This is a genomic window from Micromonospora sp. LZ37, from assembly GCF_059359015.1.
Genome location: NZ_JCADBL010000012.1, coordinates 175,271 through 199,214, shown reverse-complemented (window position 1 = coordinate 199,214; position 23,944 = coordinate 175,271). Strand labels below are relative to the sequence as shown.

Below are 23,944 nucleotides of genomic sequence, written 5' to 3'. Positions count from 1 at the left end.
CTCGTGGTGAGTCTCGTGCTGCCCCGGCTGGTGGACGTCGCCGCCGCGTCCCGACGGTCGGTCTCGGTGGCCGAGCGCAACATCGCGGCCCTGCGGTCGGTCTACTGGCTGCTGCTCATCTCCGGGTTCGTGGAGCCGCTGCTCTACCTGCTCTCCATCGGCGTCGGGGTGGGCGCGCTGGTCGGTGACCTCACCCTGGCCGGCGGCGAGGTGGTGTCCTACGCGGCCTTCGTCGCCCCGGCGATGCTCGCGTCGTCGGCGATGACCGGCGCGCTGGCGGAGACCACCTTCAACTTCTTCGGGAAGATGAAGTACATGAAGCTGTACGACGGGGTGATCGCCACCCCGGTGCAGCCGTTCGAGATCGCCCTCGGTGAGCTGGGCTGGGCGATGCTGCGGGGCAGCGCCTACTCCGCCGCGTTCCTGGTGGTCATGGTGGTGATGGACCTGACCACCGCCGCACGGGCGCTGGTCGCCTTCCCGGCGGCGGTCCTGGTCGGCTTCGCCTTCGGGGCGCTGGGCATGACCATTTCCACCCTCATGCGTAGTTGGCAGGACTTCGACCTGATGGGCTCGGCCCAGTTCACCCTTTTCCTCTTCTCCGGCACCTTCGTCCCGGCCGAGGCGTACCCGTCGGTGCTGCGCTGGGTGGTCGAGGTGACCCCGCTCTACCGGGCGGTGCACCTGATCCGTGGCGTCTGCGTGGGCACCGCCGGCTGGTCGTGGCTGCTCGACGTGCTCTACCTGCTGGCGGTGCTGCTCGTCGGCCTGCTGGTCGCCTCGCGTCGGATGGGCAGGCTGCTCTACAGGTAGGTGGTCGGGCCGTCACTCGTCGGGTGGCGAGCTGAGCCGCGCGCGGAGCAACGAGGTGCCCGCCGTGGTGTGTCGTCTGTCATGTCAGGCCCATTTGCTTGACGTAGCAATCTAACCACATAATTGACATGTCAATCGCCTGGTCTCGCAGGGCCCGGCACCACCAGAACCGGTTCAGGAGGTGACCATGACGACCGGAGACTTCGAACTGGGACTCAACTCGTTCGGAGAAGTCGCCACCGACGGCGACCGCGTCCTGACCGATGCCGAGACCGTGCGGCTGATCGTCGAGGAGGCGAGACTCGCGGAGTCGGTCGGCCTGGACGTGTTCAGCGTGGGCGAGCACTACCGCGAGGGCCACAACGACTCCGCCACGCCCGTGCTGCTCGCGGCGATCGCGACGGCGACCGAGCGGATCAAGCTCGGCACCTCCGTCACGGTGCTCAGCACGAACGACCCGGTACGGCTCTACCACGAGTTCTCGACCCTCGACGCGGTGTCGAACGGCCGCGCCCAGCTCGTCCTCGGACGCGCCTCGGCGACCGAGTCGTTCCCGCTGTTCGGTTACGACCTGGCCGACTACCAGCGGTTGTTCGAGGAGAAGCTCGACCTGTTCATGCGGCTCCAGCGGGAGGATCAGGTCACCTGGTCGGGCAGCGTCCGCAGCCGGTTGGACGAGCAGCGGCTGCATCCCCGAATGCGGCCGGGAGGCATCCCGACCTGGATCGGCGTGGGCGGTAGCCCGAACTCCGTGATCCGCGCCGCCCGCTACGGGCTTCCCCTCATGCACGCGATCATCGGTGGGCGCCCGCAGCGGTTCGCCGGGAACGTGGACCTCTATCTCCGCGCGCTCGAGCAGTTCGGGCACCCCGCCCAGCCGATCGGGCAGCACTCGCTCGGCATGGTGGCCGACACCGACTCCGAGGCCGTCGAGACCTGGTGGCGGTACTGGCAACCGGTCGTGGCGCGGACCGCCGCCGAACGGGGCTTCTACGCACCCACGCGGAAACGCTACGAGGCCGAGCTCGACCACGGGGCGCTGTTCGTCGGCTCGCCCGAGACGGTCGCGCGGAAGATCGCCGCCGTCGCGCGCGACCTGCGACTCAGCCGCTTCGACCTCAAGTACGACATCATGCGCCTGCCCCGCGCGGCGCGCACCCGCACGATCGAACTGCTCGGCCGCGAGGTCGCCCCGCGCGTCCGTGAACTGCTCACTCTGGAGGCCAACCATGTCTGATCTCGAGTTCGGACTCGACAACTTCGGTGACGTCCCGCAGGACGACTCCGGCGCGCTCGTCTCCCACGCCGCCGCGATCCGGCAGCTCGTCGACGAGGCGGTGCTGGCCGACGAGCTCGGCGTCGACGTCATCGCCCTCGGCGAGCACCACCGGCCCGAGTACTCCGTCTCCACCCCGGAGACCGTGCTCGCCGGCATCGCCACCCGCACCTCGCGAATCAAGCTCGCCTCCGGGGTGACGGTGCTGAGCTCGGACGACCCGGTTCGGGTGTTCCAGCGCTTCGCCACCGTGGACGCGTTGTCGAACGGCCGTGCCGAGGTCATCCTCGGCCGTGGCTCGTTCACCGAGTCCTTCCCCCTGTTCGGCTACGACCTGAGCGACTACGACGTGCTGTTCGAGGAGAAGATCGAGCTCTTCGCCAAGCTGCTCGACGAGAAGCCGGTCACCTGGAGCGGCACCAAGCGCGCCCCGCTCCGGAACGCCGAGGTCTTCCCGAAGACCGAATCGGGGCGCCTCCCCACCTGGGTGGGCGTCGGTGGCTCGCCGCAGTCCGTCGTCCGCACCGCCCAGTACGGCCTGCCGCTCATGCTCGCCATCATCGGCGGCCAGCCCGGACGCTTCGCTCCCTACATCGACCTGTACCAGCGGGCGGCCGCACAGCTCGGCACGACCGCGCACCCGGTCGGCATGCACTCCCCGGGCTTCATCGCCGACACCGACGAGGAGGCCAAGGAGATCTACTGGCCGCACTACAAGATCCAGCGCGACCGGATCGGTGCGCTCCGCGGCTGGCCGCCCGTCCGCCGTGCGGAGTTCGACGCCGAGGCCGACCAGGGCTCCCTCTACATCGGCTCCCCGGAGACCGTCGCCCGCAAGATCGCCCGTGCGGTCCGCACCCTCGGCGTCGGCCGGTTCGACCTCATCTACGCCGCGGGTGCTCAGCCGGCCAGTGCCCGGCTGCGGGCCGTCGAGCTCTACGGCGCCAAGGTGATCCCCATGGTCCGTGACATCCTCGCCGGCTGACCTGCCGCTCGACGCGGCATACGGCACGGAGAGAGAACCGGAGAGAGACATGACCGACATCGTCCAGCAGGGTCCGCAGACCCTCGGCATCCTCGGCGCCGGCAAGGTGGGCACCGTCCTCGCCCGGCTCGCCCTGGCCGCCGGGTACAAGGTGCTCATCGCCGGCTCCGGGGATCCCGCGAAGATCGCCCTCACCGTCGACGTACTCACGCCGGGAGCGGTCGCGGTCACCGCCGCCGAGGCCGCGGCCCGCGCGGACCTCGTGATCCTCGCCCTTCCGCTCGGCAAGTACCGCACCATCCCCGCGGACGCGCTGCGCGGCAAGCTGGTCGTCGACGCCATGAACTACTGGTGGGAGGTCGACGGCATCCGCGACGACCTCACCGACCCGCGCACGTCGTCCAGCGAGACCGTCCAGGCCTTCCTGCCCGCCTCCCGAGTGGTCAAGGCGTTCAACCACATGGGCTACCACGACCTCGAGGACGAGGCGCGTCCCGCGGGCGAAGCCGGCCGTAAGGGCCTGGCGATCGCCGGTGACGACCCCGCCGACCTCGACACGGTCGCCGCGCTGGTCGACGCGCTCGGCTTCGACCCGGTCGTCGCCGGCCCCCTCGCGGCCGGCGTCACCCTCGAACCGGGCACCGACCTCTTCGGCGCCAACGTCGACGCCGACGAGATCCGCGCCAGACTCGACCGGTTCCCGCAGTCGGAACGCGGGCAGCTCATTGCCCGCGCGCGGGCCTGAAGGCGGCACGGCCGACCGGCCGCGGCGTGGCGGGAGCGACTCCGGCGCGACCCGCCGGCCGGGCCGGCCGCTTTGGCGTGTCGGGGCGTTGGAGCGGCCGGATGCCCCGACACGCCGCCAAGCGCGGGGGAGGCGGGCTGTCGGGTGTCCGAGCGGCCGGATGCCCCCACACGCCGCACAGCGCGGCGGGAGGCGGGCGCACGGTCCCGGCCGCCGGACGTCGCGACCCTGGTGACGCCGGCGTCCCGCCGCGTGGGGAGGTTGCTCGACAAGTAGGTGGTTAGCCGTCACTTCGGTCGGGGCATGTCGTGGGGGACCACAGCCGACATGTGAGGGAGGGGCGATGGCCTCCGACGAGTCATCCGCGCGGCGCGGGCGCGACCATGACGACAACCGCACCGCGACCGCCGGCCAGGCCGACGGTGGCGACTCCCGCTCCGAGGGCGGCCACTCCCGGCCCGTCGGTCCGGATGAGGGGCCGGACAGCCCGGCGGAGCTGCCGGGGAGCGGGTGGAAGGCGGCCCTGCGCCGCACCGTGAAGGAGTTCGGCGACGACAGCCTCACCGACTGGGCGGCGGCGCTGACCTACTACGGGGTGCTCTCGATCTTCCCCGGCCTGCTGGTGCTGATCTCCCTGCTCGGTCTGCTCGGCGACCGCGCCACCCAGGGGGTCAAGGACACCGTCAACCAGGCGGTGCCGGAGGAGAACACCCGGAAGATCATTGAAGGGGCCATCGAGCAGGCGGGCGCCTCGGGTGGGTTGGCCAGCGTCGCCGCGATCGTCGGTCTGCTCGCGGCCTTCTGGTCGGCCTCCGGCTACATCGCCGCGTTCATGCGCGCCTCCAACACCATCTACGACGTGCCGGAGGGGCGGCCGATCTGGAAGACCCTGCCGATCCGGCTCGGAGTGACCGCCGTGGTCGGCGTGATGCTGCTGGCCTGCGCGGTGATCGTGGTCTTCACCGGTGGCTTCGCCGAACAGATCGGCGAGGTGATCGGGGTCGGCTCGACCGTGGTGACGGTGTGGAACATCGCCAAGTGGCCGGTGCTGCTGCTCCTGGTCAGCCTGATGTTCGCCATCCTCTACTGGGCCTCGCCGAACGCGAGGCACGGCGGCTTCCGCTGGGTCAGCCCCGGCGGCGTGCTGGCCGTGGTGATCTGGCTGGTGATCTCCGGCCTCTTCGCCTTCTACGTCGCCAACTTCGGCTCCTACAACAAGACGTACGGTGCGCTGGCCGGCGTGATCGTGTTCCTGGTCTGGCTCTGGCTGAGCAACATCGCGATCCTGCTGGGCGCCGAGTTCGACGCCGAGTTGGAGCGCAGCCGGGCGATCTCCGCCGGTCACTCGGCCGACGAGGAGCCGTACGTCGAGCTGCGCGACGACCGCAAGCTCAAGAAGAAGCGCAACGCCGCCGGGCGTCGCTGACCCGCTCCGCCGTCCCTGCCCCGCCGTCCACCCGGACGGCGGGGCAGTCCCATGTCCACCACCCGCCGCCGAGGGGCGTGCTCCCCAAGATCGTGCTCGATCCTGGAAGTAGTGGTATCGCCGTGGCCGGGAGGCCACTGTTTCCAGGATCGAGCACGACCTTGACGGCCGCGCAGCCGCCCGGCGTCGAGCCCGGTCGATCGTCGCTGTACGGGGCGGGACGGGTGGCGCGCCGTCCGTGACCCTTTCCTTGATCCACTATTAGCTTTTGTTCAAACGGACAAAAGTTGGGACCGGATCGGCCGAAGCTATGGACAGGTGCCACGGAAGACTCCTACTGTGTCGGACACAACACATCGACGTCACGTCAATGTGAACCCCGATCGCGGAGGTGAGTCCCGTGCGGACGGCAGACCCCCTGCACCTGCGGCTGTTGCGGCTGCTCCGCGACGAGGGGCCGGCGTCCCGGGCCGAGCTGGGCGACCGGTTGCAGATGCCCCGGCCCCGGCTGCTCGCCGAGCTGGAGCGGTTGGTCGGCCTGGGTCTGGTGGCCGAGGCGGGGCTGGCCGCGTCCCGGGGCGGGCGGCGCTCCACTCTGGTCGAGCTGAACCCGCAGCTGCGCTTCGCCGCCGTCGACCTGGGCGCCAGCTCCATCGACGTCGAGGTGGTCGACGGGCGGTTGGAGCCGGTCGCCGCGTACGCCGAGGCCGCCGACATCCGGTCCGGGCCGAAGGTCATCCTGCACCGGGTCACCGAGCTGCTGCACAAGGCCCGGGTCGACGGGGCGTACGAGAAGCTGGACGGGGTGGGCGTCGGCGTCCCCGGTCCGGTGAGCTTCCGCGACGGGGTGCCCGTCTCACCGCCGATCATGCCCGGCTGGGACCGCTACCCGGTCCGCGAGCTGCTCACCCGCGAGCACGGCTGCCCGGCGGTGGTCGACAACGACGTCAACATCATGGCGATCGGCGAGCGGCACGGCGGGGTCGCCCACTCGGTCGACGACTTCCTCTTCGTCAAGATCGGCACCGGAATAGGGTGCGGGATCTACCTCAGCGGGGAGGTCTACCGGGGCACCGACGGCTGCGCCGGGGACATCGGCCACATCCAGGTCGACGCGCACGGGCCGGTCTGCTCCTGCGGCAACGTCGGCTGCCTCGAAGCCGTGTTCAGCGGCGCCGCGCTGGCCCGCGAGGCCACCGCCGCCGCCCGTACCGGCGCCTCGCCGGCGCTGGCCGAGCGGCTCGCCGCCCGGGGCGTGGTCACCGCGCGGGACGTCGCCGAGGGAGCGGTCGAGGGGGACGTCACCTGCATCCAACTGATCCGCGACGGGGGTCGACGGGTGGGTCAGGTGCTGGCCGGTCTGGTCAGCTTCACCAACCCGTCGATGATCGTGATCGGTGGTGGGTTGGCCCAGCTCGGCCACATCCTGCTCGCCGAGATCCGCAGTGTGGTCTACCGGCGGTCGCTGCCGCTGGCCACCGGCAACCTCCCGGTCGTCCTGTCCGAGCTGGGATCGCGCGCCGGTGTCGCCGGCGCCGCCGTCCTCGCCAGTGACGTGGCCTTCGGGGAGGCGTCATGACCCAGCGATCCGAGGAGACCGTCGTGACAGATGCTCCGTTGGTCGAGGCGCCCGCCGACACCGTGGACGGCGAGGTGGTCCTGCGCCTCACCGACGTGGTGAAGACCTTCCCGGGCGTACGGGCCCTGGACGGGGTCCAGCTGGAGGTACGCGCCGGTGAGGTGCACTGCCTGCTCGGGCAGAACGGCGCCGGCAAGTCGACCCTGATCAAGGTGCTCGCCGGGGTGCACCGCCCCGACTCGGGGCTCCTCGAGTGGCGCGGCCAGCCCGCCACCTTCGCCAACCCGCAGGCCGCCATGCGCGCCGGCATCGCCACCATCTACCAGGAGCTCGACCTGGTCGAGGATCTCTCCGTCGCGGAGAACGCCTTCCTCGGCCACGAGCCCCGCCGGTTCGGCTTCGTCCGCCGCGGCCACATGGCCCGGCGTACCCGGCAGATCCTCGGCCGGTTGGGGCACGCCGAGATCCCGCCGAACCGGATGGTGCGCTCCCTGCCCGCGGCCGGCAAGCAGATCGTCAGCATGGCCCGCGCGCTGTCGCACGAGGCCCGACTGATCATCATGGACGAGCCGAGCGCGGTGCTCGCCCACGACGAGGTGGGCAACCTCTTCCGGATCATCCGGGAGCTCACCGCGCAGGGCATCGCGGTCATCTACATCTCGCACCGGATGGAGGAGATCCGCGAGATCGGTGACCGGGTGACCGTACTCAAGGACGGCCGGACCACCGCGGCGAACCTGCCGGCCCGCGAGACCCCGACCCGCGACCTGGTCAGCCGGATGACCGGCCGCACCATCGAGTACGTCTTCCCGGACCGTCCCGCCGAGACCGAGCCCGGCGCGGAGCTGCTCACGGTGGAGGGGTTGACCCGCACCGGTGAGTTCGCCGACGTCTCGCTCACCGTCCGGGCCGGGGAGATCGTCGGCATCGCCGGGCTGGTCGGCTCCGGCCGCTCGGAGCTGCTGGAGACCATCTTCGGCGCCCGGCGGGCCACCGCCGGCTCGGTGCGGATGTCCGGCCGGGCGCTGCGCGCGGGCAGCGTCGGCGCGGCGGTGAAGGCCGGCATGGGCATGGCCCCCGAGGAGCGCAAGAGCCAGGCGCTGCTGCTCGGCGAGCCGATCTACCGCAACGTCACCCTCGCCACCTTCGGCCGGTACGCCCGGGCCGGTTTCACCGACGCCGGCCGGGAGCGGGCCGAGGCGGACCGCATCGCCGAGAGCCTGGAGCTGCGGCCCCGGGACGTTCGCCGTCCGGTCCGGACCCTCTCCGGCGGCAACCAGCAGAAGGTGGTGGTCGGGCGATGGCTGCTCGGCGACACGAAGCTGCTGCTGCTGGACGAGCCGACCCGGGGCGTGGACGTCGGTGCCCGGGCCGAGCTCTACCAGGTGATCCGCGCCCTCGCCGCCCGCGGCGTCGGGGTGCTGCTGGTCTCCAGCGAGGTCCCCGAGGTGCTCGGCCTGGCCGACCGGGTGCTGGTGATGCGGGAGGGGCGGGTGGTCCGCGAGGCCCCCGCCGGCGAACTCGACGAGAACACCGTGCTCGACCTCGTCATGGCGGGGTCCCTGATGGAAGGCGCACCGGCATGAGTGACGTGACCCCGACCGCGACGCCGGAGCGTGCGGCGCAACTGCCGGCGCAGTCGCCGCCGGTGGACCCGGCCGAGACGGCGGCGGCCAGCCAGCAGGCGACGGCGGGCGAGAAAGCCCCCGCCGGTGCCCGGCTCTCCTGGTGGCGGGGCGACGGGGGTGAGGGCGCCCGCCGCAACCTGGGCCTGCTCGGGGTCCTGGTGGTGCTGATCGTGATCGGCGCCCTGACCCGCTCGGACCTCTACTCCAACCCCGACTGGGTGTGGGACAACACCCTGACCATCCTCAAGCTGGCGGCCGTGGTCGGCGTGGTCACCGTCGGCATGACCTTCGTGATCATCGGGGGTGGCATCGACCTCTCGGTCGGGGCGATCGTCGCGCTGGCCGGGGTCTGGGCCACCACGGTGGCGACCCAGAGCTACGGCGCCGGCGGCATGATCTTCACCGCGCTGACCGTCGGCCTGGCGGTCGGCCTGGTCAACGGGCTGCTGATCTCCTACGGCCGGCTGGTCCCGTTCATCGCGACCCTGGCCATGCTGGTCGCCGCCCGCGGCCTGGCCGCGGAGATCTCCGCCAAGCAGACGCAGGTGTCGGACAACACCTTCATCAACGGCATCGCCAGCAACAAGCTGCTCGGGATCCCGCTGCTGGTCTACATCCTCGCCGTCGTGGTCGCCGCCGGTTGGGTGCTGCTCAACCGGACCACCTTCGGCCGCCGCACGGTGGCGGTCGGCGGAAACCCGGAGGCCGCCCGGCTGGCGGGCATCAACGTCCGACGGCACACGGTCCTGCTCTACGCGCTCTCCGGCCTGTGCTGCGGCATCGCCGCCATCATGCTCACGGCCCAGGCCAACTCGGCCCAGGCCGCGATGGCCAACCTCTACGAGCTGGACGCGATCGCCGCCGCGATCATCGGCGGCACGCTGCTCAGCGGCGGGCGGGGCACCATCATCGGCTCCCTGCTCGGGGTGGTCATCTTCGCCACCATCACCAACCTCTTCGCCATCAACGGCCTCACCACCGAGGCCCAGAACATGGTCAAGGGCGGCATCATCGTCGCGGCCGTCCTGATCCAGCAGGTCCAGTTCGGCAGCCTCACCCAGTTCCTGGGCCGCAACCGGCTCACCACCTGATCCAGCGGAGCATCCGCTCCGCCGCAGCACCCGACCCACCGAAACACCCGACCCACCGAAACACCTGGGCCACCCGAGCACGACGGTGGCCGGACCCCGCACACCCTTTCTCCTCCACACCGCAAACCAGGAGGTCGTCATGACCCAGCACAGTCGCCGCCGACTGCTCCTCGGCGGGGCCGCCGTGGGCGCCGGCGTACTGCTCGCCGGCTGCACCAGCAACGAGTCCACGCCCACCGCCGCGCAGACCAAGGCCGCCGCGGCGGGCGGCAACAACGAGCCGGGCAAGAAGGTGGTCATCGGCTTCTCCGCCCCGGCCGCCGACCACGGCTGGATCGCCGCCATCACCAACAACGCCAAGGCCCAGGCCGGGGCGTTCTCCGACGTGGAGTTCAAGTCGGTCGAGGCCGGCGCGGACGCGGCGGCGCAGCGCGCGGCGCTGTCCACGCTGATCTCCCAGAAGCCGGACGTGATCGTGCTGCTGCCGCACGACGGCAAGGAGCTCAACGCCTTCGGCCTGGAGGCGATGAAGTCCGGCATCCCGGTGGTGAACCTGGACCGGGCCTTCCCCGACGCGCGGGCCTACCGGCTCCAGATCAAGGGCGACAACTACGGCATGGGCGTGGCCGCCGCCACGTACATCATCAACCAGCTCAAGGCCAAGGGCGTCAGCAACCCGATCATCGGCGAGATCCCCGGCATCGACTCGCTGGAGCTGACCCAGGAACGCTCCAAGGGCTTCGCCGACACCCTCGCGGCGAACGGCCTCAAGGTGAACAACCGCCGGCCGGCCGAGTTCACCGCCGACTCCGGGCAGCAGGCCGCCACCGGCCTGTTCCAGGCGCTGCCGAAGATGGACGCGCTCTGGAACCACGACGACGACCAGGGCATCGGTGTCCTCGCGGCGGTCAACCAGGCCAACCGCAAGGAGTTCTTCATGGTCGGCGGCGCCGGCTCGAAGAAGGCGATGGAGGACATCCAGGCCGACAACACGGTGCTGAAGGCGACCGTCACCTACAGCCCGTCGATGGCCTCCTCGGCCATCTCCCTGGCCCGCCTGATCGGCCAGGGCAAGGGCATGTCCGACCTGGTGGAACTCCAGGTGCCCAAGGAGATCGTGCTCGCCTCGGAGACGATCACCAAGGAGAACGCGGGCAACTACCTCAAGCTCGGGTTCTGACACACGGGGGGAGACCCACCTTGTCCACTCACCACAGCGAACTGCGGGTCGGCATGGTCGGCTACGCGTTCATGGGCGCCGCTCATTCGCAGGCCTGGCGCACCGTGAACCGGGTGTACGACCTGCCGGCACGGGCGCGGATGGCGATGATCTGCGGCCGGGACGCCGGGAAGGTCGCCGACGCGGCGGACCGGCTCGGTTGGGACGCGTACACCACCGACTGGCGGGAACTGGTCAACTCCGACGCGATCGACGTGGTCGACATCTGCACGCCGGGGGACAGCCACGCCGAGATCGCGCTCGCCGCGCTGGCCGCCGGCAAGCACGTGCTCTGCGAGAAGCCGCTGGCGAACACGGTGGCCGAGGCCCGGGGGATGGCCGCCGCGGCGGCCTCCGCCCGAGCCGCGGGGGTACGGTCCATGTGCGGCTTCAACTACCGCCGGGTGCCCGCGGTCACCATGATGCGGCAGTTGATCGCCGACGGCCGGCTCGGAGTGATCCGGCACGTGCGGGCGGCCTACCTGCAGGACTGGATCGTCGATCCGCAGTTCCCGCTGGTGTGGCGGTTGCAGAAGGACAGGGCGGGCTCCGGCGCGCTCGGCGACATCGGCGCGCACATCATCGACCTGACCCAGTTCGTCACGGGTCAGCGGATCACCGGGGTCAGCGCGGTCACCGAGACGTTCGTCAAGGAACGGCCGCTGCCGGCCGGATCCAGCGGACTGGCGGCCACGGTGGACGGCGCCGGTCCGGTCGACGGGCACGGCTCGGTCGACGGGATCGCCTCGGTCGACGGGATCGGCCGGGCGACCGGCACGGTGACCGTGGACGACGCGGCGGTCTTCGTCGCCCGGTTGGACGACGGGTCGCTGGCCACGTACGAGGCGAGCCGGTTCGCCACCGGTCGCAAGAACGCCCTGCGGGTGGAGATCAACGGCTCCCTCGGCAGCGTCGTCTTCGACCTGGAGCGCCTCAACGAGCTGGAGTTCTACGACGCCACCCGGCCCACCGGGGAGCAGGGTTTCACCCGCATCCTGGTGACCGAGGGGGAGCATCCGTACATGTCGGCCTGGTGGCCGCCGGGGCACATCATCGGGTACGAGCACTCGTTCACCCACCAGATGCGCGACTTCGTCGAGGCGGTCGCCACCGGCGCCGACCCGACGCCGTCCTTCGCCGACGCGTTGCAGGTCCAGCTGGTGCTGGACGCGGTGACCCGGTCGGCGGAGCTCGGCTCCCGCTGGACGGAGGTGGAGCCGGCGTTGGCCGCGCTCGCCGTCTGATCAGCCCACCTCCGGCGCCGACCGGCGAGGGACCGGCCGCGGTTGCGCCCCGCGGCCGGGCCGGGGTCGGCGACGGAGGGGCGTGCGGCCGGGTCGCTCAGGCCCGGTGGCGTACGCGTACGACGGTCGTCCGGTGCGGCCGGACCGGGATTCCCCGGCCGCACCGGAGGACCGCCACCACCCACGGCGACCCCCGTGGGAGGTCCGGCTCCGGCCGGTCCCTCCACGGTCGCCGCCGTTCGATGTCCGGTCCGGGGTCACCGCAGCCCCGCGACCGGATGCGGGGGAGGCAGGGCCGAGACGCCGACCGGGCCTGCCTGCCAGCCCCGTCCGTCCACAGTGGCCGACTCATCGGGCCGGTGCCGGCACCGCCGACGCCGACGCCGATCCGGTGTCACCCCGGGCATTCGGGCGGACGGGGCCCACCCCATCGAACGGTATCTTTACCACGAACCATCTGATATCCATGTAAGCGAATGCACGGGCGGTTCCGTTCCCGACGGGAGGAGCACCATGCGTACGGGTGTCTGGCTGGTGGGGGCGCGCGGTTCGGTCGCGACCACCAGCATCGTCGGGGGGCTCGCGCTGCGGGCCGGGTTGACCGGGCCGACCGGCTGCGTCACCGAGCTGCCCGCGCTGCGGGGTCCCGCTCTGCCGACCTTCGCCGACCTGGTCTTCGGCGGTCACGACGTGGCCACCACCCCGCTGACCAAACGGGCCGAGACGTTGGCCGCCGCCGGTGTGCTGCCGGGCCGGCTGGCCGCCGCGCTCGCCGGGGACCTCGCCACGGTCGAGGAGGAGCTGCGCGCCGCCCCCACCGAGGGCAGCCAGCACGACCGGGCCGCCGCGCTCGTCGCCGACCTCACCGCCTTCCGTGACCGGCACCGGCTGGACCGGGTGGTGGTGGTCAACGTCTCCGCCACCGAACCGGCCGCCCGACCGCACCCCGGGCACGCCGACCCGGCCGCCCTGCGGGCCGCGCTGACCGGCCCGGACGAGGTGCTCCCGCCCAGTTCGCTCTACGCGTACGCGGCGGTTGAGGCGGGCTGCCCGTACGTCGACTTCACCCCGTCCACCGGGCTGCGGCTGCCGGCGCTGGCGGCGCTCGCCGCCGCGCGCGGCCTGCCGTACGCCGGGCACGACGGCAAGACCGGGGAGACCCTGGTCAAGTCGGTGCTCGCGCCGATGTTCGCGATGCGGCACCTGGCCGTCCGGTCCTGGACCGGGGTCAACCTGCTCGGCGGCGGCGACGGCGCCACGCTGGCCGACCCGGCCGCCAACGCGGCGAAGGTGGACAGCAAGCAGCGGGTGCTCGGCGAGACCCTCGGCTACCTGCCGCAGGGCGGCACCCGGATCGAGTACGTCGAGGAGCTGGGCGACTTCAAGACCGCCTGGGACCTGATCACCTTCGCCGGCTTCCTCGGCACCGGCATGCGGATGGAGTTCACCTGGCACGGCTGCGACTCCGCGCTGGCCGCGCCGCTGGTGCTCGACCTGGCCCGGCTCACCGCCGCCGCGCACGCCGCCGGCGTGGCCGGCCCCCTGACCGAACTCGCCTTCTTCTTCAAGGACCCGCTCGGCTCGCCCGCCCACTCGCTGGTCGAGCAGTGGCAACGGCTGGTCGAGTTCACCGCCGGGTTGCACGCCGGGGGTGCGGCGTGAGCACCCTCGCCGACCTGGCCGAGCTGGTCCGGGCGCCGGCCGCGCTCTCGGTGCCGGGGGACGTGGTCGCCGGCGCCGCCGCGGCCGGGGTGCTCGGCCCGCGTACCGCCGGGCTGGCCGGCGCGTCGGTGCTGCTCTACTGGGCCGGGATGGCCGCCAACGACTGGGCCGACCGGGGCCTGGACGCCGTGGAACGGCCGGAGCGGCCGATCCCCAGCGGTCGGGTCACCCCGGCCACCGCGGTCGGCCTGGCCGCCGGGCTCACCGCCGCCGGCCTCGGCCTGGCCGCCGCCGCGGGTGGCCGTCGCGCCGCCGCCGTCGCGCTCCCGCTCGCCGCGGCCGTCTGGGGGTACGACCTGGCGGCGAAGAACACCGCCGCCGGTCCGGCCGTGATGGCCGCCTGCCGGGGGCTGGACGTGCTGCTCGGCGCGTCCGGCGGGCGGCTGGTCCGGGCGGTGCCGGCGGCGCTGACCGTGGCCGCGCACACCTGGACGGTCACCGCGCTCTCCCGCCGCGAGGTCACCGGCGCCGACGCCGCGTTGCCCCGGCGTACCCTCGCCGGCACCGCGCTGGTCGCGCTCGCCGCGGCGGCCTCCCGCCGGAGCACCCCCGCGGGTCCACGGGCCGGCGTCGCCCTGCTGCCGGCCGCGCTGGCCGGCTGGTACGCCGCCGGGTACGGCGGCGCGCAGGCCCGGGTGGTCGCCGACCCCTCGGCCGGCCGGGTCCGGGCCGCGGTCGGCGCGGGCATCACCGGGCTGCCCGCGTTGCAGGGCGCGCTCACCGCCGGAGCCGGGGCCGGGCCGCTCGGGCTGGCGGTCGCCGCCGCCGCCCCGCTGGCTCGCCGGCTGGCCCGGAAGCTCTCCCCGACATGAGCGGCCTGCGGTTCGGCTACGGGACCAACGGCTTCGCCAACCACCGGCTCGACGACGCCCTGGCGGTCATCGCCGAGCTGGGCTACCAGGGGGTCGCGCTGACCCTGGACCACGACCACCTCGACCCGTTCGCGCCCGGCCTGACCGGGCGGGTGGCCCAGGTGGCCCGCCGGCTGGAGGCCCTGGGCCTGTCGGTGGTGGTCGAGACGGGCGCCCGGTACCTGCTCGACCCGTGGCACAAGCACGCCCCCACGCTGCTGCACGACGAGCCGGCCCGCCGCGTCGAATTCCTCCGCCGGGCCGTCCGGATCGGCGCCGACCTCGGCGCCGAGGCGGTCAGCTTCTGGGCCGGCGTACGCCCCGCCACCGTCGCGCCGGAGACCGCCTGGGACCGGCTGGTCGCCGGCTGCGCGGCGGTCGTCGAGGCCGCCGACCGGGCCGCCGTGCCGCTCGGTTTCGAGCCGGAGCCGGGGATGCTGGTCGAGGACATCGCGGGCTGGTGGCGGCTGCGCCACGCGCTCGGCGACCCGGACCGCTTCGGCGTCACCCTCGACATCGGACACTGTCGGTGCCTGGAGCCGCAACCGGTGCCCGACTGCGTCCGCGAGGTGGCCCCGCACCTGGTCAACGTGCAGATCGACGACATGCGCCGGGGTGTGCACGAGCACCTGGAGTTCGGCGCCGGCGAGATCGACTTCCCGCCGGTGCTGGGCGCCCTCACCGAGGTCGGCTACCGGGGGCTGGTCGCGGTGGAGCTGCCCCGGCACTCGCACGCCGCGCCGACCGTGGCCGCCCGGTCCATCGACTTCCTCCGCGCCGCGGACACCGGTCGTCGTCGGGAGTGAAGCAGAGCTGACGGGCGCGTCGAGGTGCCTGCGGAGCAGCACGAGAGAGGAGACGGGATGACACCGGATTCACTACGGGCCGCGCTGCGGGGCGTACCCGATCCCGGCTGGCTGGACGCGGCGCTGCGCCGGGTCGCGGCCGACCCCGCCACGATCACCGCCGCCTTCGCCGCGGCCGGCCGGCGCTGCGGTCGGGGGGACCTGGCCGACCTGCCCGGCTGGAGCGCCGACGAGGCGGCCCGGGCGCTGCTGCTGACCGCGCTGCGCGCCGGCCACGCCGGGTACGCCGAGGCGCTCTACCGGCACGGCGACGCCGCCGAGAAGCGGGCCGTGCTCAAGGCGCTGCCGCTGCTGCCGATCGGCGCGGCCGGGGTGCCGCTGCTGCACGACGCCCTCCGCACCAACGACACCCGGCTGGTCGCCGCCGCCCTCGGTCCGTACTCCCGGCAGCTCGACCCGGCGGCCTGGCGGCAGGCGGTGCTCAAGTGCGTCTTCACCGGCGTGCCGCTGGCCGTGGTGCACGACCTCGACGGGCGCGCCGACGCCGGGCTCGCCGCGATGCTCGCCGGGTTGGCCGCCGAGCGGGAGGCGGCCGGCCGCGCCATGCCCGCCGACGCCCTCGACCTGCTGGACCGGCTCGCCGCCCGGTCCGGTCCGATCAGCGGCGGATCCGGCCGCCCACCGTCCCAGGAGGCGTGACATGCGCATCTTCGACCCGCACATCCACATGACGTCGCGGACCACCGACGACTACGAGCGGATGGCCGCCGCCGGGGTCCGGGCGGTGGTGGAGCCGGCGTTCTGGCTCGGCCAGCCCCGCACCAGCGCGGCCTCGTTCACCGACTACTTCGACTCCCTGATCGGCTGGGAACCGTTCCGGGCCGGGCAGTTCGGCGTCCGGCACCACGCCACCGTCGCGCTCAATCCTAAGGAGGCCAACGACCCGCGCTGCCGGCCGGTGCTGGACCTGCTGCCCCGCTACCTCGACAAGGACGCCGTGGTGGCGGTCGGCGAGATCGGGTACGACTCGATGACCCCCGAGGAGGACGCGGCCTTCGCCGCCCAGCTCTCCCTGGCCGTCGCCCACGACCTGCCCGCGCTGGTGCACACCCCGCACCGGGACAAGGCCCGGGGGGTCGAGCGGAGCCTGGCGGTGGTCGCCGAGTCCGGCATCGAGCCGGGGCGGGTGGTGCTCGACCACCTCAACGAGGTCACCGTGAAGCTGGTCCGGGACACCGGCTGCTGGTTGGGGTTCTCCATCTACCCCGACACCAAGATGTCGCCGCCGCGGATGGTGGAGCTGCTGCGGGTGTACGGCACCGAGCGGATGCTGGTCAACTCGGCCGCCGACTGGGGTCGGTCCGATCCGCTGCTGACCCGGGCCACCGGGGAGGCGATGCTGCTGGCCGGCTTCACCGACGACGACGTCGACCGGGTGCTCTGGCGCAACCCGGTGGAGTTCTACGGGCAGTCCGGCCGGCTCGACCTCGCCGACCTCGACCCGGCCGCCGGCACCTTCGCCGGCAACTCGATCCTGCGCGGCGGTGAGTGATGCGGCTGCGGCACGCCGACGGCAGCACCGTGCACCTGGGCTACTGCACCAACGTGCACCCCGCGGAGGACGTCGCCGGCATCCTCGCCCAACTGGACACCTACGCCGTGCCGGTCCGGCAGGCCCTCGGCGCCGACCGGCTCGGGCTCGGCCTCTGGCTGGCCGCGCCGGCCGCCGCCGAGCTCGCCACCGACCCGGCCGCCCGCGGCCGGCTGCGGGCCGAGCTGGCCGGGCGCGGGCTGGAGGTGGTCACCCTCAACGGCTTCCCGTACGCGGCGTTCCAGGCGCCGGTGGTCAAGGGCGCGGTCTACCGGCCGGACTGGACCTCCGACGCCCGGCTGGACTACACCCTCGACCTGGCCCGGGTCCTGGCCGACCTGCTCCCCGACGACGCGGCCCGGGGCTCGGTCTCCACCCTGCCGCTGGCCTGGCGGCACCCCTGGGACGCCGGGCGCGCCGACGCCGCCCGCCGCCGGCTGGACCGGCTCGCGGCCGGCCTGGCGGCGCTGGAGCGCGACACCGGCCGCCGGGTCCGGGTCGGCTTCGAGCCGGAGCCGGGCTGCGTGGTCGAGCGCACCGACCAGGCGGCCGCACTGCTGGCCGGGATGGACACCGACCGGCTCGGGGTCTGCCTCGACCTCGCCCACCTCGCCTGCGCCTGGGAGGAGCCGACGGCGGCCCTGGACCGGTTGCGCGCCGCCGCCCTGCCGGTGGTGAAGGTCCAGGTCTCCGCCGCCCTGGAGGCCGCCGACCCGGACGCCGCCGCGACCGCGCTGGCGCGCTGGGTGGAGCCGCGGTTCCTGCACCAGACCCGGGCCGCCGGCTGCGCCCACGCCGCCGACCCCGCCGACCCGGCGTACGCCGCCGACGACCTGGACGCCGCCCTGGCCGGGCGGCCACCCGGACCGTGGCGGGTGCACTACCACGTGCCGCTGCACGCCCCGCCCGAGGAACCGCTGGCCTCGACCCTGCCGGTGCTGCGCGCCGCGCTGGCCGCGCTCTACGCCGGACCGGTGGCCGGCTGCGACCACCTGGACGTCGAGACGTACACCTGGGGGGTGCTGCCGGCGGCGCGGCGGCCGCGCGGCGACGCGGAGCTGGCCGCCGGGATCGCCGCCGAGCTGGCGTTCGCCCGTGACGAACTGGTCGCCCTGGGCCTCACGCCGGCGGGCCGTCCCGCGCCGGCACCGGCGGGGGTACGGCGATGAGCCGGCGACTGGTGGTGCTGAACGTGGTCGGGCTGACCCCCCGGCTGCTGGCGCACATGCCCCGGCTGCGCGCGGTCGCCGACACCGGGTTCACCGCGGAGCTGGGCACGGTGCTGCCCGCCGTCACCTGCTCGGTGCAGTCGACCTTCCTCACCGGGGAGCTGCCGTCCGGGCACGGGATCGTCGGCAACGGCTGGTACTTCCGGGACCTGGGCGAGGTGCTGCTGTGGCGGCAGCACCACGCGCTGGTGGGCGGGGAGAAGCTGTGGCAGGCCGCCCGCCGGGTCGAGCCGGGCTGGACGGTGGCCAACGTCTGCTGGTGGTACGCGATGGGCGCGGACGTCGACTGGACGGTCACCCCACGGCCGGTCTACCACGCCGACGGGCGCAAGGAGCCGGACTGCTGGACCGATCCGCCGGAGCTGCACGACACGCTGACCGACGCGCTGGGCACCTTCCCGCTCTTCACCTACTGGGGGCCGGGCGCCGGGCTGGCCTCGTCGGCGTGGATCTGCCGGGCCGCCGAGCGGATCCTCGCCGACCACGCCCCCGACCTGACCCTGGTCTACGTCCCGCACCTGGACTACGACCTGCAACGCTTCGGCCCGTCCTCGCCCCGGGCGGCGGCGGCCGCGGCCGAGTTGGACGCGGTGCTCGCGCCGCTGCTGGACGCCGCCCGGGCGCGCGACGCGACGGTGGTGGTGCTGTCGGAGTACGGCATCACCGACGTCTCCCGCCCGGTGGACGTCAACCGGCTGCTGCGCGCCGAGGGGCTGCTGCGGGTCTACACCCAGGCCGGCATGGAGTACCTGGACCCGTGGACGTCGCGCGCCTTCGCGGTCGCCGACCACCAGGTGGCCCACGTCTACGTCCGCGACCCGGCCGACGTGCCGGCGGTGGCGAAGCTCTGCGCGGCGCTGCCGGGGGTGGCCGAGGTGCTGGACGCCGACGGCAAGGCGGCGGCCGGGCTGGACCATCCGCGCGCCGGTGAGCTGGTGCTGGTGGCCGAGCCGGACGCCTGGTTCACGTACTACTACTGGCTGGACGACGACCGCGCCCCGGACTTCGCCCGCAACGTGGACATTCACCGGAAGCCGGGTTACGACCCCGCTGAGCTGCTCTTCGACCCGGCCGGGCCGGCGGCGGCGAAGCGCCGGGCGGCGGTGGCGCTGGCCCGCAAGAAGCTCGGCATGCGCTACCTGATGAGCGTGGTGGGGCTGGACGCCGGCGCCCGGGCGGTCCGGGGGTCGCACGGGCGGCTCCCCGCCGACCCGGCGGACGCCCCGGTGCTGCTCTGCTCCGACCCGGCCGCCGACCGGGACCGGATCGCGGCGACGGAGGTGAAGGGCCTGCTGCTGGAGCTGGCCGGGCTGGCGCCGGACGGGTCCACCCCGCCGGCCGGACGGCCCGGGGAGGGAAAGTGACCGTCACCGCGGCCCCGAGCGACGTGAGCGGGCTGCGGGACCGCTTCGACGCCGAGCTGGCGGCCTTCCTGGACCGGCAGGGGCCGGACTGGCCGGACGGCGCGCCGCGGGGCATCTTCGCGGCCCTGCACCGGTTCGTGCTGGCCGGCGGGAAGCGGCTGCGTCCCCTCTTCTGCTACTGGGGCTGGCGCGGCGCGGGTGGCGGGGACGACCGGCCGATCGTGGTGGCCGCGGCGGCGCTGGAGCTGTTCCACGCGTTCGCGCTGATCCACGACGACATCCTCGACGGCAGCGACCGCCGCCGGGGCGCCCCGTCGGTGCACCGGCTCTTCGCCGACCTGCACACCCGCTCGGCCTGGCGGGGCGACCCGGAGGCGTACGGGCGCAACACCGCGCTGCTCTGCGGTGACCTCTGCGCCGCCTGGTCGGACCAGATGTTCCACGAGTGCGGGCTGAGCACCGCCCAGGTCTGCCGGGGGTACGCGGTCTTCGCCCGGATGCGCACCGAGGTGATCGCCGGGGAGTACCTGGACCTGGTGTCCGGGGTCGGCGACGGCTCGGTGGCCAGCGCGCTCACCGTGATCCGGATGAAGGCGGCCCGGTACACGGTGACCCGGCCGTTGCAGATCGGCGCGGCGCTGGCGGGCGCGGAGCCGGAGCTGATCGCCGCGCTCACCGACTTCGGTGACCCGCTCGGCGACGCGTTCCAGCTGCGCGACGACGTGCTGGGCGTCTTCGGTGATCCGGCGGTGACCGGCAAGTCGGCGCTGGACGACCTGCGGGAGGGCAAGCCGACGGTGATGATGGCGCTGGCCCGGGACGCCGCGGACCGGGCGCAGACCGCCCGGCTGCGTGACCTGCACGGCAACCCCGACCTGGACGAGAGCGGCGCCGCCGAGCTGCGGACGATCATCGAGGCGACGGGGGCCCGGGACCGGATCGAACAGCTGATCCAGGTCCGTGCCGAGGCCGCCCGGACCGCCCTGGACCGGGCGCCGCTGGGGGAGCCGGCCCGGACGGCGCTGGCCGGCCTGGCCGACCAGGCGGTGCGCCGCCGGAGCTGACATCGGGCGGCACCCCCGGGGAGCAGGGCGCTTCCGTTGGCGTGTCCGCCCACTTTCAACTGGATGAACGAAAGTTCGGACGGGTTCGGCAGAAGGTATGGACAGCCAAATCGATCCGCCTTAATGTTCGTGCCATCACGAACATGTTTCGTCGAGGTGAACCGGCGGCGCGGTAACCCATCGACTGGTGACCTTCGGTGCGCGGCCCCCGCCCCGGGCCGGAGGTCACGGCCGGCCGGGCGGCACCCGGGCGGCCCTGCCGCAACCCCCCTACACGGCATCCGGCGCGACGGCGCGCGCCCCGCCTGGCAGTCACCGTCAGGAAGGGACAGTCAATGTCCACACAGGACCACACCACCCACCGCTCCCGACGATGGTTCTCCGGCGCATCGGCCCTGCTCCTGGTGGCGGCCGCCGGCACGATCGGCCTGGCCGGTCCGGCCGCCCTCGGCGGACCCACGCCGGCCCAGGCCCACCCCATCGTCGGCACCGACTTCCAGCAGGTCACGCTCGCCAAGGGCGCCGCCGAGGTCGGCGAGCCCATGACCATCGCGGTGCTGCCGGACCGCTCGGTCCTGCACACCGCCCGCAACGGCACGGTGCGTCGTACCGACGCCAGCGGCACCACCTCGGTGATCGGCACCCTCTCGGTCTACACCCACGACGAGGAGGGGCTCCAGGGCGTCGGGGTGGACCCGAACTTCGCCACCAACCGGCACGTCTACCTCTACTACGCGCCGCCGCTGTCCACCCCGTCCGGCGACGCGCCGTCCACCGGCAGCGACTTCTCCGCCTGGCAGGGCGTCAACCGGCTCTCCCGCTACACCCTGAACAGCGACTTCACCCTCAACACGGGCAGCAAGGTCGACATCCTCGACGTACCGGCCGACCGGGGCATCTGCTGCCACGTCGGCGGGGACATCGACTTCGACGCCGCCGGCAACCTCTACCTCTCCACCGGCGACGACACCAACCCCTTCGACTCCTCCGGCTACGCCCCGATCGACGAGCGCACCAACCGCAACCCGGCGTACGACGCCCAGCGCTCCTCGGCCAACACCAACGACCTGCGCGGCAAGATCCTGCGGATCAAGGTGAACGCCAACGGCACGTACTCGATCCCGTCGGGCAACATGTTCGTCGACTCCGACCCGAAGACCCGTCCCGAGATCTACGCGATGGGCTTCCGCAACCCGTTCCGGATGAGCGTCGACAAGGCCACCGGCATCGTCTACGTCGGCGACTACGGCCCGGACGCCGGCACCACCAGCAGCCGCGGCCCGAGCGGCCAGGTCGAGTTCAACCGGGTCACCGGTCCGGGCAACTACGGCTGGCCGTACTGCACCGGCACCAACACCGCCAACGAGACGTACGCGGAGTGGGACTTCGCCAACAACTCGGCCGGGGCCAAGTACAACTGCACCGGCGGGCCGACCAACAACTCGTTCCGCAACACCGGCCTGACCACCCTCCCGGGCGCCAAGGCCGCCTGGATCCGGTACGCCGGCGACGCCGGCAGCCCGCCGGAGTTCGGTGGCGGCTCCGAGTCGCCGATGGCCGGCCCGGTCTACCGGTACAACTCCTCGTCGACCTCCACCACCAAGTTCCCGCAGGGCTTCGACGGGCAGTTCTTCGCCGGTGAGCTGGGCCGGGGCTGGGTCAAGCCGATCCACGTCAACAGCGACGGCTCGCCGGGCGCGATCGAGAACTTCCCGTGGAACGGCAAGCAGGTCATGGACATGGCGTTCGGGCCGGACGGCGCCCTCTACGTCCTGGACTACGGCACCGGCTACTTCAACGGCGACGCCAACTCGGCGCTCTACCGCTACGACTACATCGCCGGCGGCAACGCCGCGCCGACCGCGGTCGCCACGGCGGACAAGACCTCCGGCGCGGCCCCGCTGACCGTGGCGTTCTCCTCGTCGGGCTCCTCCGACCCGGAGGGTGGCACGCTGACCTACTCGTGGAACTTCGGCGACGGGACCAGCTCCACCGCGGCGAACCCGACCAAGACCTTCAACAGCAACGGCACCTACACGGTCACCCTGACCGTGACCGACCCGCAGGGCGCGACCGGCACCGCCAACGTGACCATCGGGGTCGGCAACACCGCCCCCACGGTCACCATCACCAGCCCCGGCAACGGCCAGTTGTTCAACTACGGCGACACCGTGCCGTTCAGCATCACGGTGACCGACCCGGAGGACGGCACCATCGACTGCACCAAGGTCAAGATGACCTACGTGCTGGGCCACGACAGCCACGGTCACCAGATCACCTCGAAGACCGGCTGCTCCGGCTCGATCACCATCCCGGTCGACGGTGAGCACGACGACGCGGCGAACATCTTCGCGATCTTCGACGCCGAGTACACCGACGCGGGCGGGCTGACCACCCACAAGCAGCACACCCTCCAGCCGAAGAAGCGGCAGGCGGAGCACTACAAGACCTCCTCGGGCATCGCCCAGTACAGCAAGGCGACGGCGGAGGGCGGCAAGACCGTCGGCAGCATCGACAACGGGGACTGGATCGCGTTCGAGCCGTACAGAATCAACAACGTGACCTCCTTCAGCGCCCGGGTCTCCTCCGGCGGCGCCGGCGGCACCCTCCAGGTGCGGGCCGGCTCGGCCACCGGCACCGTGCTCGGCTCGGCCACCGTGCCGGTCACCGGCTCCTGGGAGACCTTCCAGAACGTCACCGGCACCATCTCCAGCCCGCCGGCCGGCACCACCACGCTGTACCTGACCTTCGCCGGCGGCGCCGGTGCGCTCTTCGACCTGGACTCGTTCACGTTCACCACGGGCGCCGGCGGCGGCGGGACCGGTCCGGTCGTCGGGCTCGCCGGCAAGTGCCTCGACGTACGCAACGCGGCGACCGCCGACGGCACCCAGATCCAGATCTACACCTGCAACGGCTCCACGGCGCAGACCTGGACGGTGACCCCGAACAGCACCGTCAAGGCGCTGGGCAAGTGCCTGGACGTCTCCGGCGGCGGCTCGGCCGACGGCACGAAGATCCAGCTCTGGACGTGCAACGGCTCGGGGGCACAGAACTGGTCCGCCCAGGCCGACGGCACGCTGAAGAACCCGCAGTCGGGCAAGTGCCTCGACGTCTCGGGCAACAACTCCGCCGACGGCACCGCCGTGCACCTGTGGACCTGCCACACCGGCGCCAACCAGAAGTGGACCCTGCCCTAACCACGCCCGGGGCCCCCGGTCCACGCCTCGCGCCGCGCCGGGGGCCCCGATCAACCCCGCTCAGCTCGACAGTCCGCAACCCCCGCAGCCCGCGGCCCTCCGCCGGCAGCACCA

The 23,944-nt window shown here is 73.0% G+C and carries 19 protein-coding genes; all 19 read left to right on the top strand.

Annotated features, from left to right (window positions below):
• Window positions 1–3: 3 nt before the first annotated feature.
• A complete protein-coding gene (locus tag AC5L3Z_RS23660) occupies window positions 4–813 on the top strand; it encodes an ABC transporter permease (RefSeq protein WP_494845111.1) in 810 nt (269 codons plus the stop codon).
• Window positions 814–1,000: 187 nt separating this feature from the next.
• Window positions 1,001–2,050 carry an LLM class flavin-dependent oxidoreductase gene (locus AC5L3Z_RS23655; RefSeq protein ID WP_494845109.1) on the top strand — a complete coding sequence of 350 codons (1,050 nt, stop codon included), beginning with the start codon at window positions 1,001–1,003 and terminating at the stop codon, window positions 2,048–2,050.
• Window positions 2,043–3,074, top strand: a complete 1,032-nt coding sequence (locus tag AC5L3Z_RS23650) for an LLM class flavin-dependent oxidoreductase (RefSeq protein ID WP_494845108.1) — start codon at window positions 2,043–2,045, stop codon at window positions 3,072–3,074. Before AC5L3Z_RS23655 ends, AC5L3Z_RS23650 begins: the two co-directional genes overlap by 8 nt.
• 49 nt (window positions 3,075–3,123) lie before the next feature.
• Window positions 3,124–3,819, top strand: coding sequence for an NADPH-dependent F420 reductase (locus AC5L3Z_RS23645; protein ID WP_494845107.1), 696 nt, complete (start codon window positions 3,124–3,126; stop codon window positions 3,817–3,819).
• Window positions 3,820–4,162: 343 nt separating this feature from the next.
• Window positions 4,163–5,245, top strand: coding sequence for a YihY/virulence factor BrkB family protein (locus AC5L3Z_RS23640; RefSeq protein ID WP_494845105.1), 1,083 nt, complete (start codon window positions 4,163–4,165; stop codon window positions 5,243–5,245).
• Window positions 5,246–5,645: 400 nt separating this feature from the next.
• Entirely contained in the window at window positions 5,646–6,824 is a 1,179-nt protein-coding gene (locus tag AC5L3Z_RS23635) for an ROK family protein (RefSeq protein WP_494845104.1), read from the top strand.
• Complete coding sequence (locus AC5L3Z_RS23630; protein ID WP_494845103.1) at window positions 6,821–8,410, top strand: sugar ABC transporter ATP-binding protein; 1,590 nt, start codon at window positions 6,821–6,823, stop codon at window positions 8,408–8,410. The genes AC5L3Z_RS23635 and AC5L3Z_RS23630 overlap by 4 nt, the downstream gene beginning before the upstream one ends.
• Window positions 8,407–9,543 (top strand): ABC transporter permease, encoded by a 1,137-nt coding sequence (locus tag AC5L3Z_RS23625; protein WP_494845101.1) that lies wholly within the window; start codon window positions 8,407–8,409, stop codon window positions 9,541–9,543. The genes AC5L3Z_RS23630 and AC5L3Z_RS23625 overlap by 4 nt, the downstream gene beginning before the upstream one ends.
• A 139-nt stretch (window positions 9,544–9,682) precedes the next feature.
• Entirely contained in the window at window positions 9,683–10,723 is a 1,041-nt protein-coding gene (locus tag AC5L3Z_RS23620; protein ID WP_494845100.1) for a substrate-binding domain-containing protein, read from the top strand.
• 20 nt (window positions 10,724–10,743) lie between these two features.
• Window positions 10,744–12,006: a Gfo/Idh/MocA family protein gene (locus tag AC5L3Z_RS23615; protein ID WP_494845099.1), complete on the top strand. Its 1,263-nt coding sequence runs from the start codon at window positions 10,744–10,746 to the stop codon at window positions 12,004–12,006.
• Window positions 12,007–12,519: 513 nt separating this feature from the next.
• A complete protein-coding gene (locus tag AC5L3Z_RS23610) occupies window positions 12,520–13,668 on the top strand; it encodes an inositol-3-phosphate synthase (protein WP_494845097.1) in 1,149 nt (382 codons plus the stop codon).
• Window positions 13,665–14,540, top strand: coding sequence for an SCO3242 family prenyltransferase (locus AC5L3Z_RS23605; RefSeq protein ID WP_494845096.1), 876 nt, complete (start codon window positions 13,665–13,667; stop codon window positions 14,538–14,540). Before AC5L3Z_RS23610 ends, AC5L3Z_RS23605 begins: the two co-directional genes overlap by 4 nt.
• A complete protein-coding gene (locus AC5L3Z_RS23600) occupies window positions 14,537–15,385 on the top strand; it encodes a sugar phosphate isomerase/epimerase family protein (protein ID WP_494845095.1) in 849 nt (282 codons plus the stop codon). The genes AC5L3Z_RS23605 and AC5L3Z_RS23600 overlap by 4 nt, the downstream gene beginning before the upstream one ends.
• 57 nt (window positions 15,386–15,442) lie before the next feature.
• The gene (locus AC5L3Z_RS23595) at window positions 15,443–16,084 is read left to right on the top strand and encodes an EboA domain-containing protein (RefSeq protein ID WP_494845094.1); all 642 of its coding nucleotides are present in this window, start codon (window positions 15,443–15,445) and stop codon (window positions 16,082–16,084) included.
• Between the two features lies 1 nt (window position 16,085).
• Window positions 16,086–16,937, top strand: coding sequence for a TatD family hydrolase (locus tag AC5L3Z_RS23590; protein ID WP_494845092.1), 852 nt, complete (start codon window positions 16,086–16,088; stop codon window positions 16,935–16,937).
• Complete coding sequence (gene eboE / locus AC5L3Z_RS23585; RefSeq protein WP_494845091.1) at window positions 16,937–18,145, top strand: metabolite traffic protein EboE; 1,209 nt, start codon at window positions 16,937–16,939, stop codon at window positions 18,143–18,145. Before AC5L3Z_RS23590 ends, eboE begins: the two co-directional genes overlap by 1 nt.
• Window positions 18,142–19,569 carry an alkaline phosphatase family protein gene (locus AC5L3Z_RS23580; protein ID WP_494845089.1) on the top strand — a complete coding sequence of 476 codons (1,428 nt, stop codon included), beginning with the start codon at window positions 18,142–18,144 and terminating at the stop codon, window positions 19,567–19,569. Before eboE ends, AC5L3Z_RS23580 begins: the two co-directional genes overlap by 4 nt.
• On the top strand, window positions 19,566–20,633 hold the full coding sequence (locus tag AC5L3Z_RS23575) for a polyprenyl synthetase family protein (protein ID WP_494845088.1): 1,068 nt from the start codon (window positions 19,566–19,568) through the stop codon (window positions 20,631–20,633). The genes AC5L3Z_RS23580 and AC5L3Z_RS23575 overlap by 4 nt, the downstream gene beginning before the upstream one ends.
• Before the next feature lie 335 nt (window positions 20,634–20,968).
• Window positions 20,969–23,830 (top strand): PQQ-dependent sugar dehydrogenase, encoded by a 2,862-nt coding sequence (locus tag AC5L3Z_RS23570; protein WP_494845087.1) that lies wholly within the window; start codon window positions 20,969–20,971, stop codon window positions 23,828–23,830.
• Window positions 23,831–23,944 lie beyond the last annotated feature (114 nt).

What these genes read in the sequence shown, in the direction of transcription:
- AC5L3Z_RS23655 (WP_494845109.1), top strand. Translation starts at nt 1,001, where the DNA reads ATGACGACCGGAGACTTCGAACTGGGACTCAACTCGTTCGGAGAAGTC.
- AC5L3Z_RS23630 (WP_494845103.1), top strand. Translation starts at nt 6,821, where the DNA reads ATGACCCAGCGATCCGAGGAGACCGTCGTGACAGATGCTCCGTTGGTC.
- AC5L3Z_RS23600 (WP_494845095.1), top strand. Translation starts at nt 14,537, where the DNA reads ATGAGCGGCCTGCGGTTCGGCTACGGGACCAACGGCTTCGCCAACCAC.
- AC5L3Z_RS23570 (WP_494845087.1), top strand. Translation starts at nt 20,969, where the DNA reads ATGTCCACACAGGACCACACCACCCACCGCTCCCGACGATGGTTCTCC.
- AC5L3Z_RS23640 (WP_494845105.1), top strand. Translation starts at nt 4,163, where the DNA reads ATGGCCTCCGACGAGTCATCCGCGCGGCGCGGGCGCGACCATGACGAC.
- AC5L3Z_RS23620 (WP_494845100.1), top strand. Translation starts at nt 9,683, where the DNA reads ATGACCCAGCACAGTCGCCGCCGACTGCTCCTCGGCGGGGCCGCCGTG.
- AC5L3Z_RS23625 (WP_494845101.1), top strand. Translation starts at nt 8,407, where the DNA reads ATGAGTGACGTGACCCCGACCGCGACGCCGGAGCGTGCGGCGCAACTG.
- AC5L3Z_RS23590 (WP_494845092.1), top strand. Translation starts at nt 16,086, where the DNA reads ATGCGCATCTTCGACCCGCACATCCACATGACGTCGCGGACCACCGAC.
- eboE (WP_494845091.1), top strand. Translation starts at nt 16,937, where the DNA reads ATGCGGCTGCGGCACGCCGACGGCAGCACCGTGCACCTGGGCTACTGC.
- AC5L3Z_RS23645 (WP_494845107.1), top strand. Translation starts at nt 3,124, where the DNA reads ATGACCGACATCGTCCAGCAGGGTCCGCAGACCCTCGGCATCCTCGGC.
- AC5L3Z_RS23580 (WP_494845089.1), top strand. Translation starts at nt 18,142, where the DNA reads ATGAGCCGGCGACTGGTGGTGCTGAACGTGGTCGGGCTGACCCCCCGG.
- AC5L3Z_RS23610 (WP_494845097.1), top strand. Translation starts at nt 12,520, where the DNA reads ATGCGTACGGGTGTCTGGCTGGTGGGGGCGCGCGGTTCGGTCGCGACC.
- AC5L3Z_RS23650 (WP_494845108.1), top strand. Translation starts at nt 2,043, where the DNA reads ATGTCTGATCTCGAGTTCGGACTCGACAACTTCGGTGACGTCCCGCAG.
- AC5L3Z_RS23595 (WP_494845094.1), top strand. Translation starts at nt 15,443, where the DNA reads ATGACACCGGATTCACTACGGGCCGCGCTGCGGGGCGTACCCGATCCC.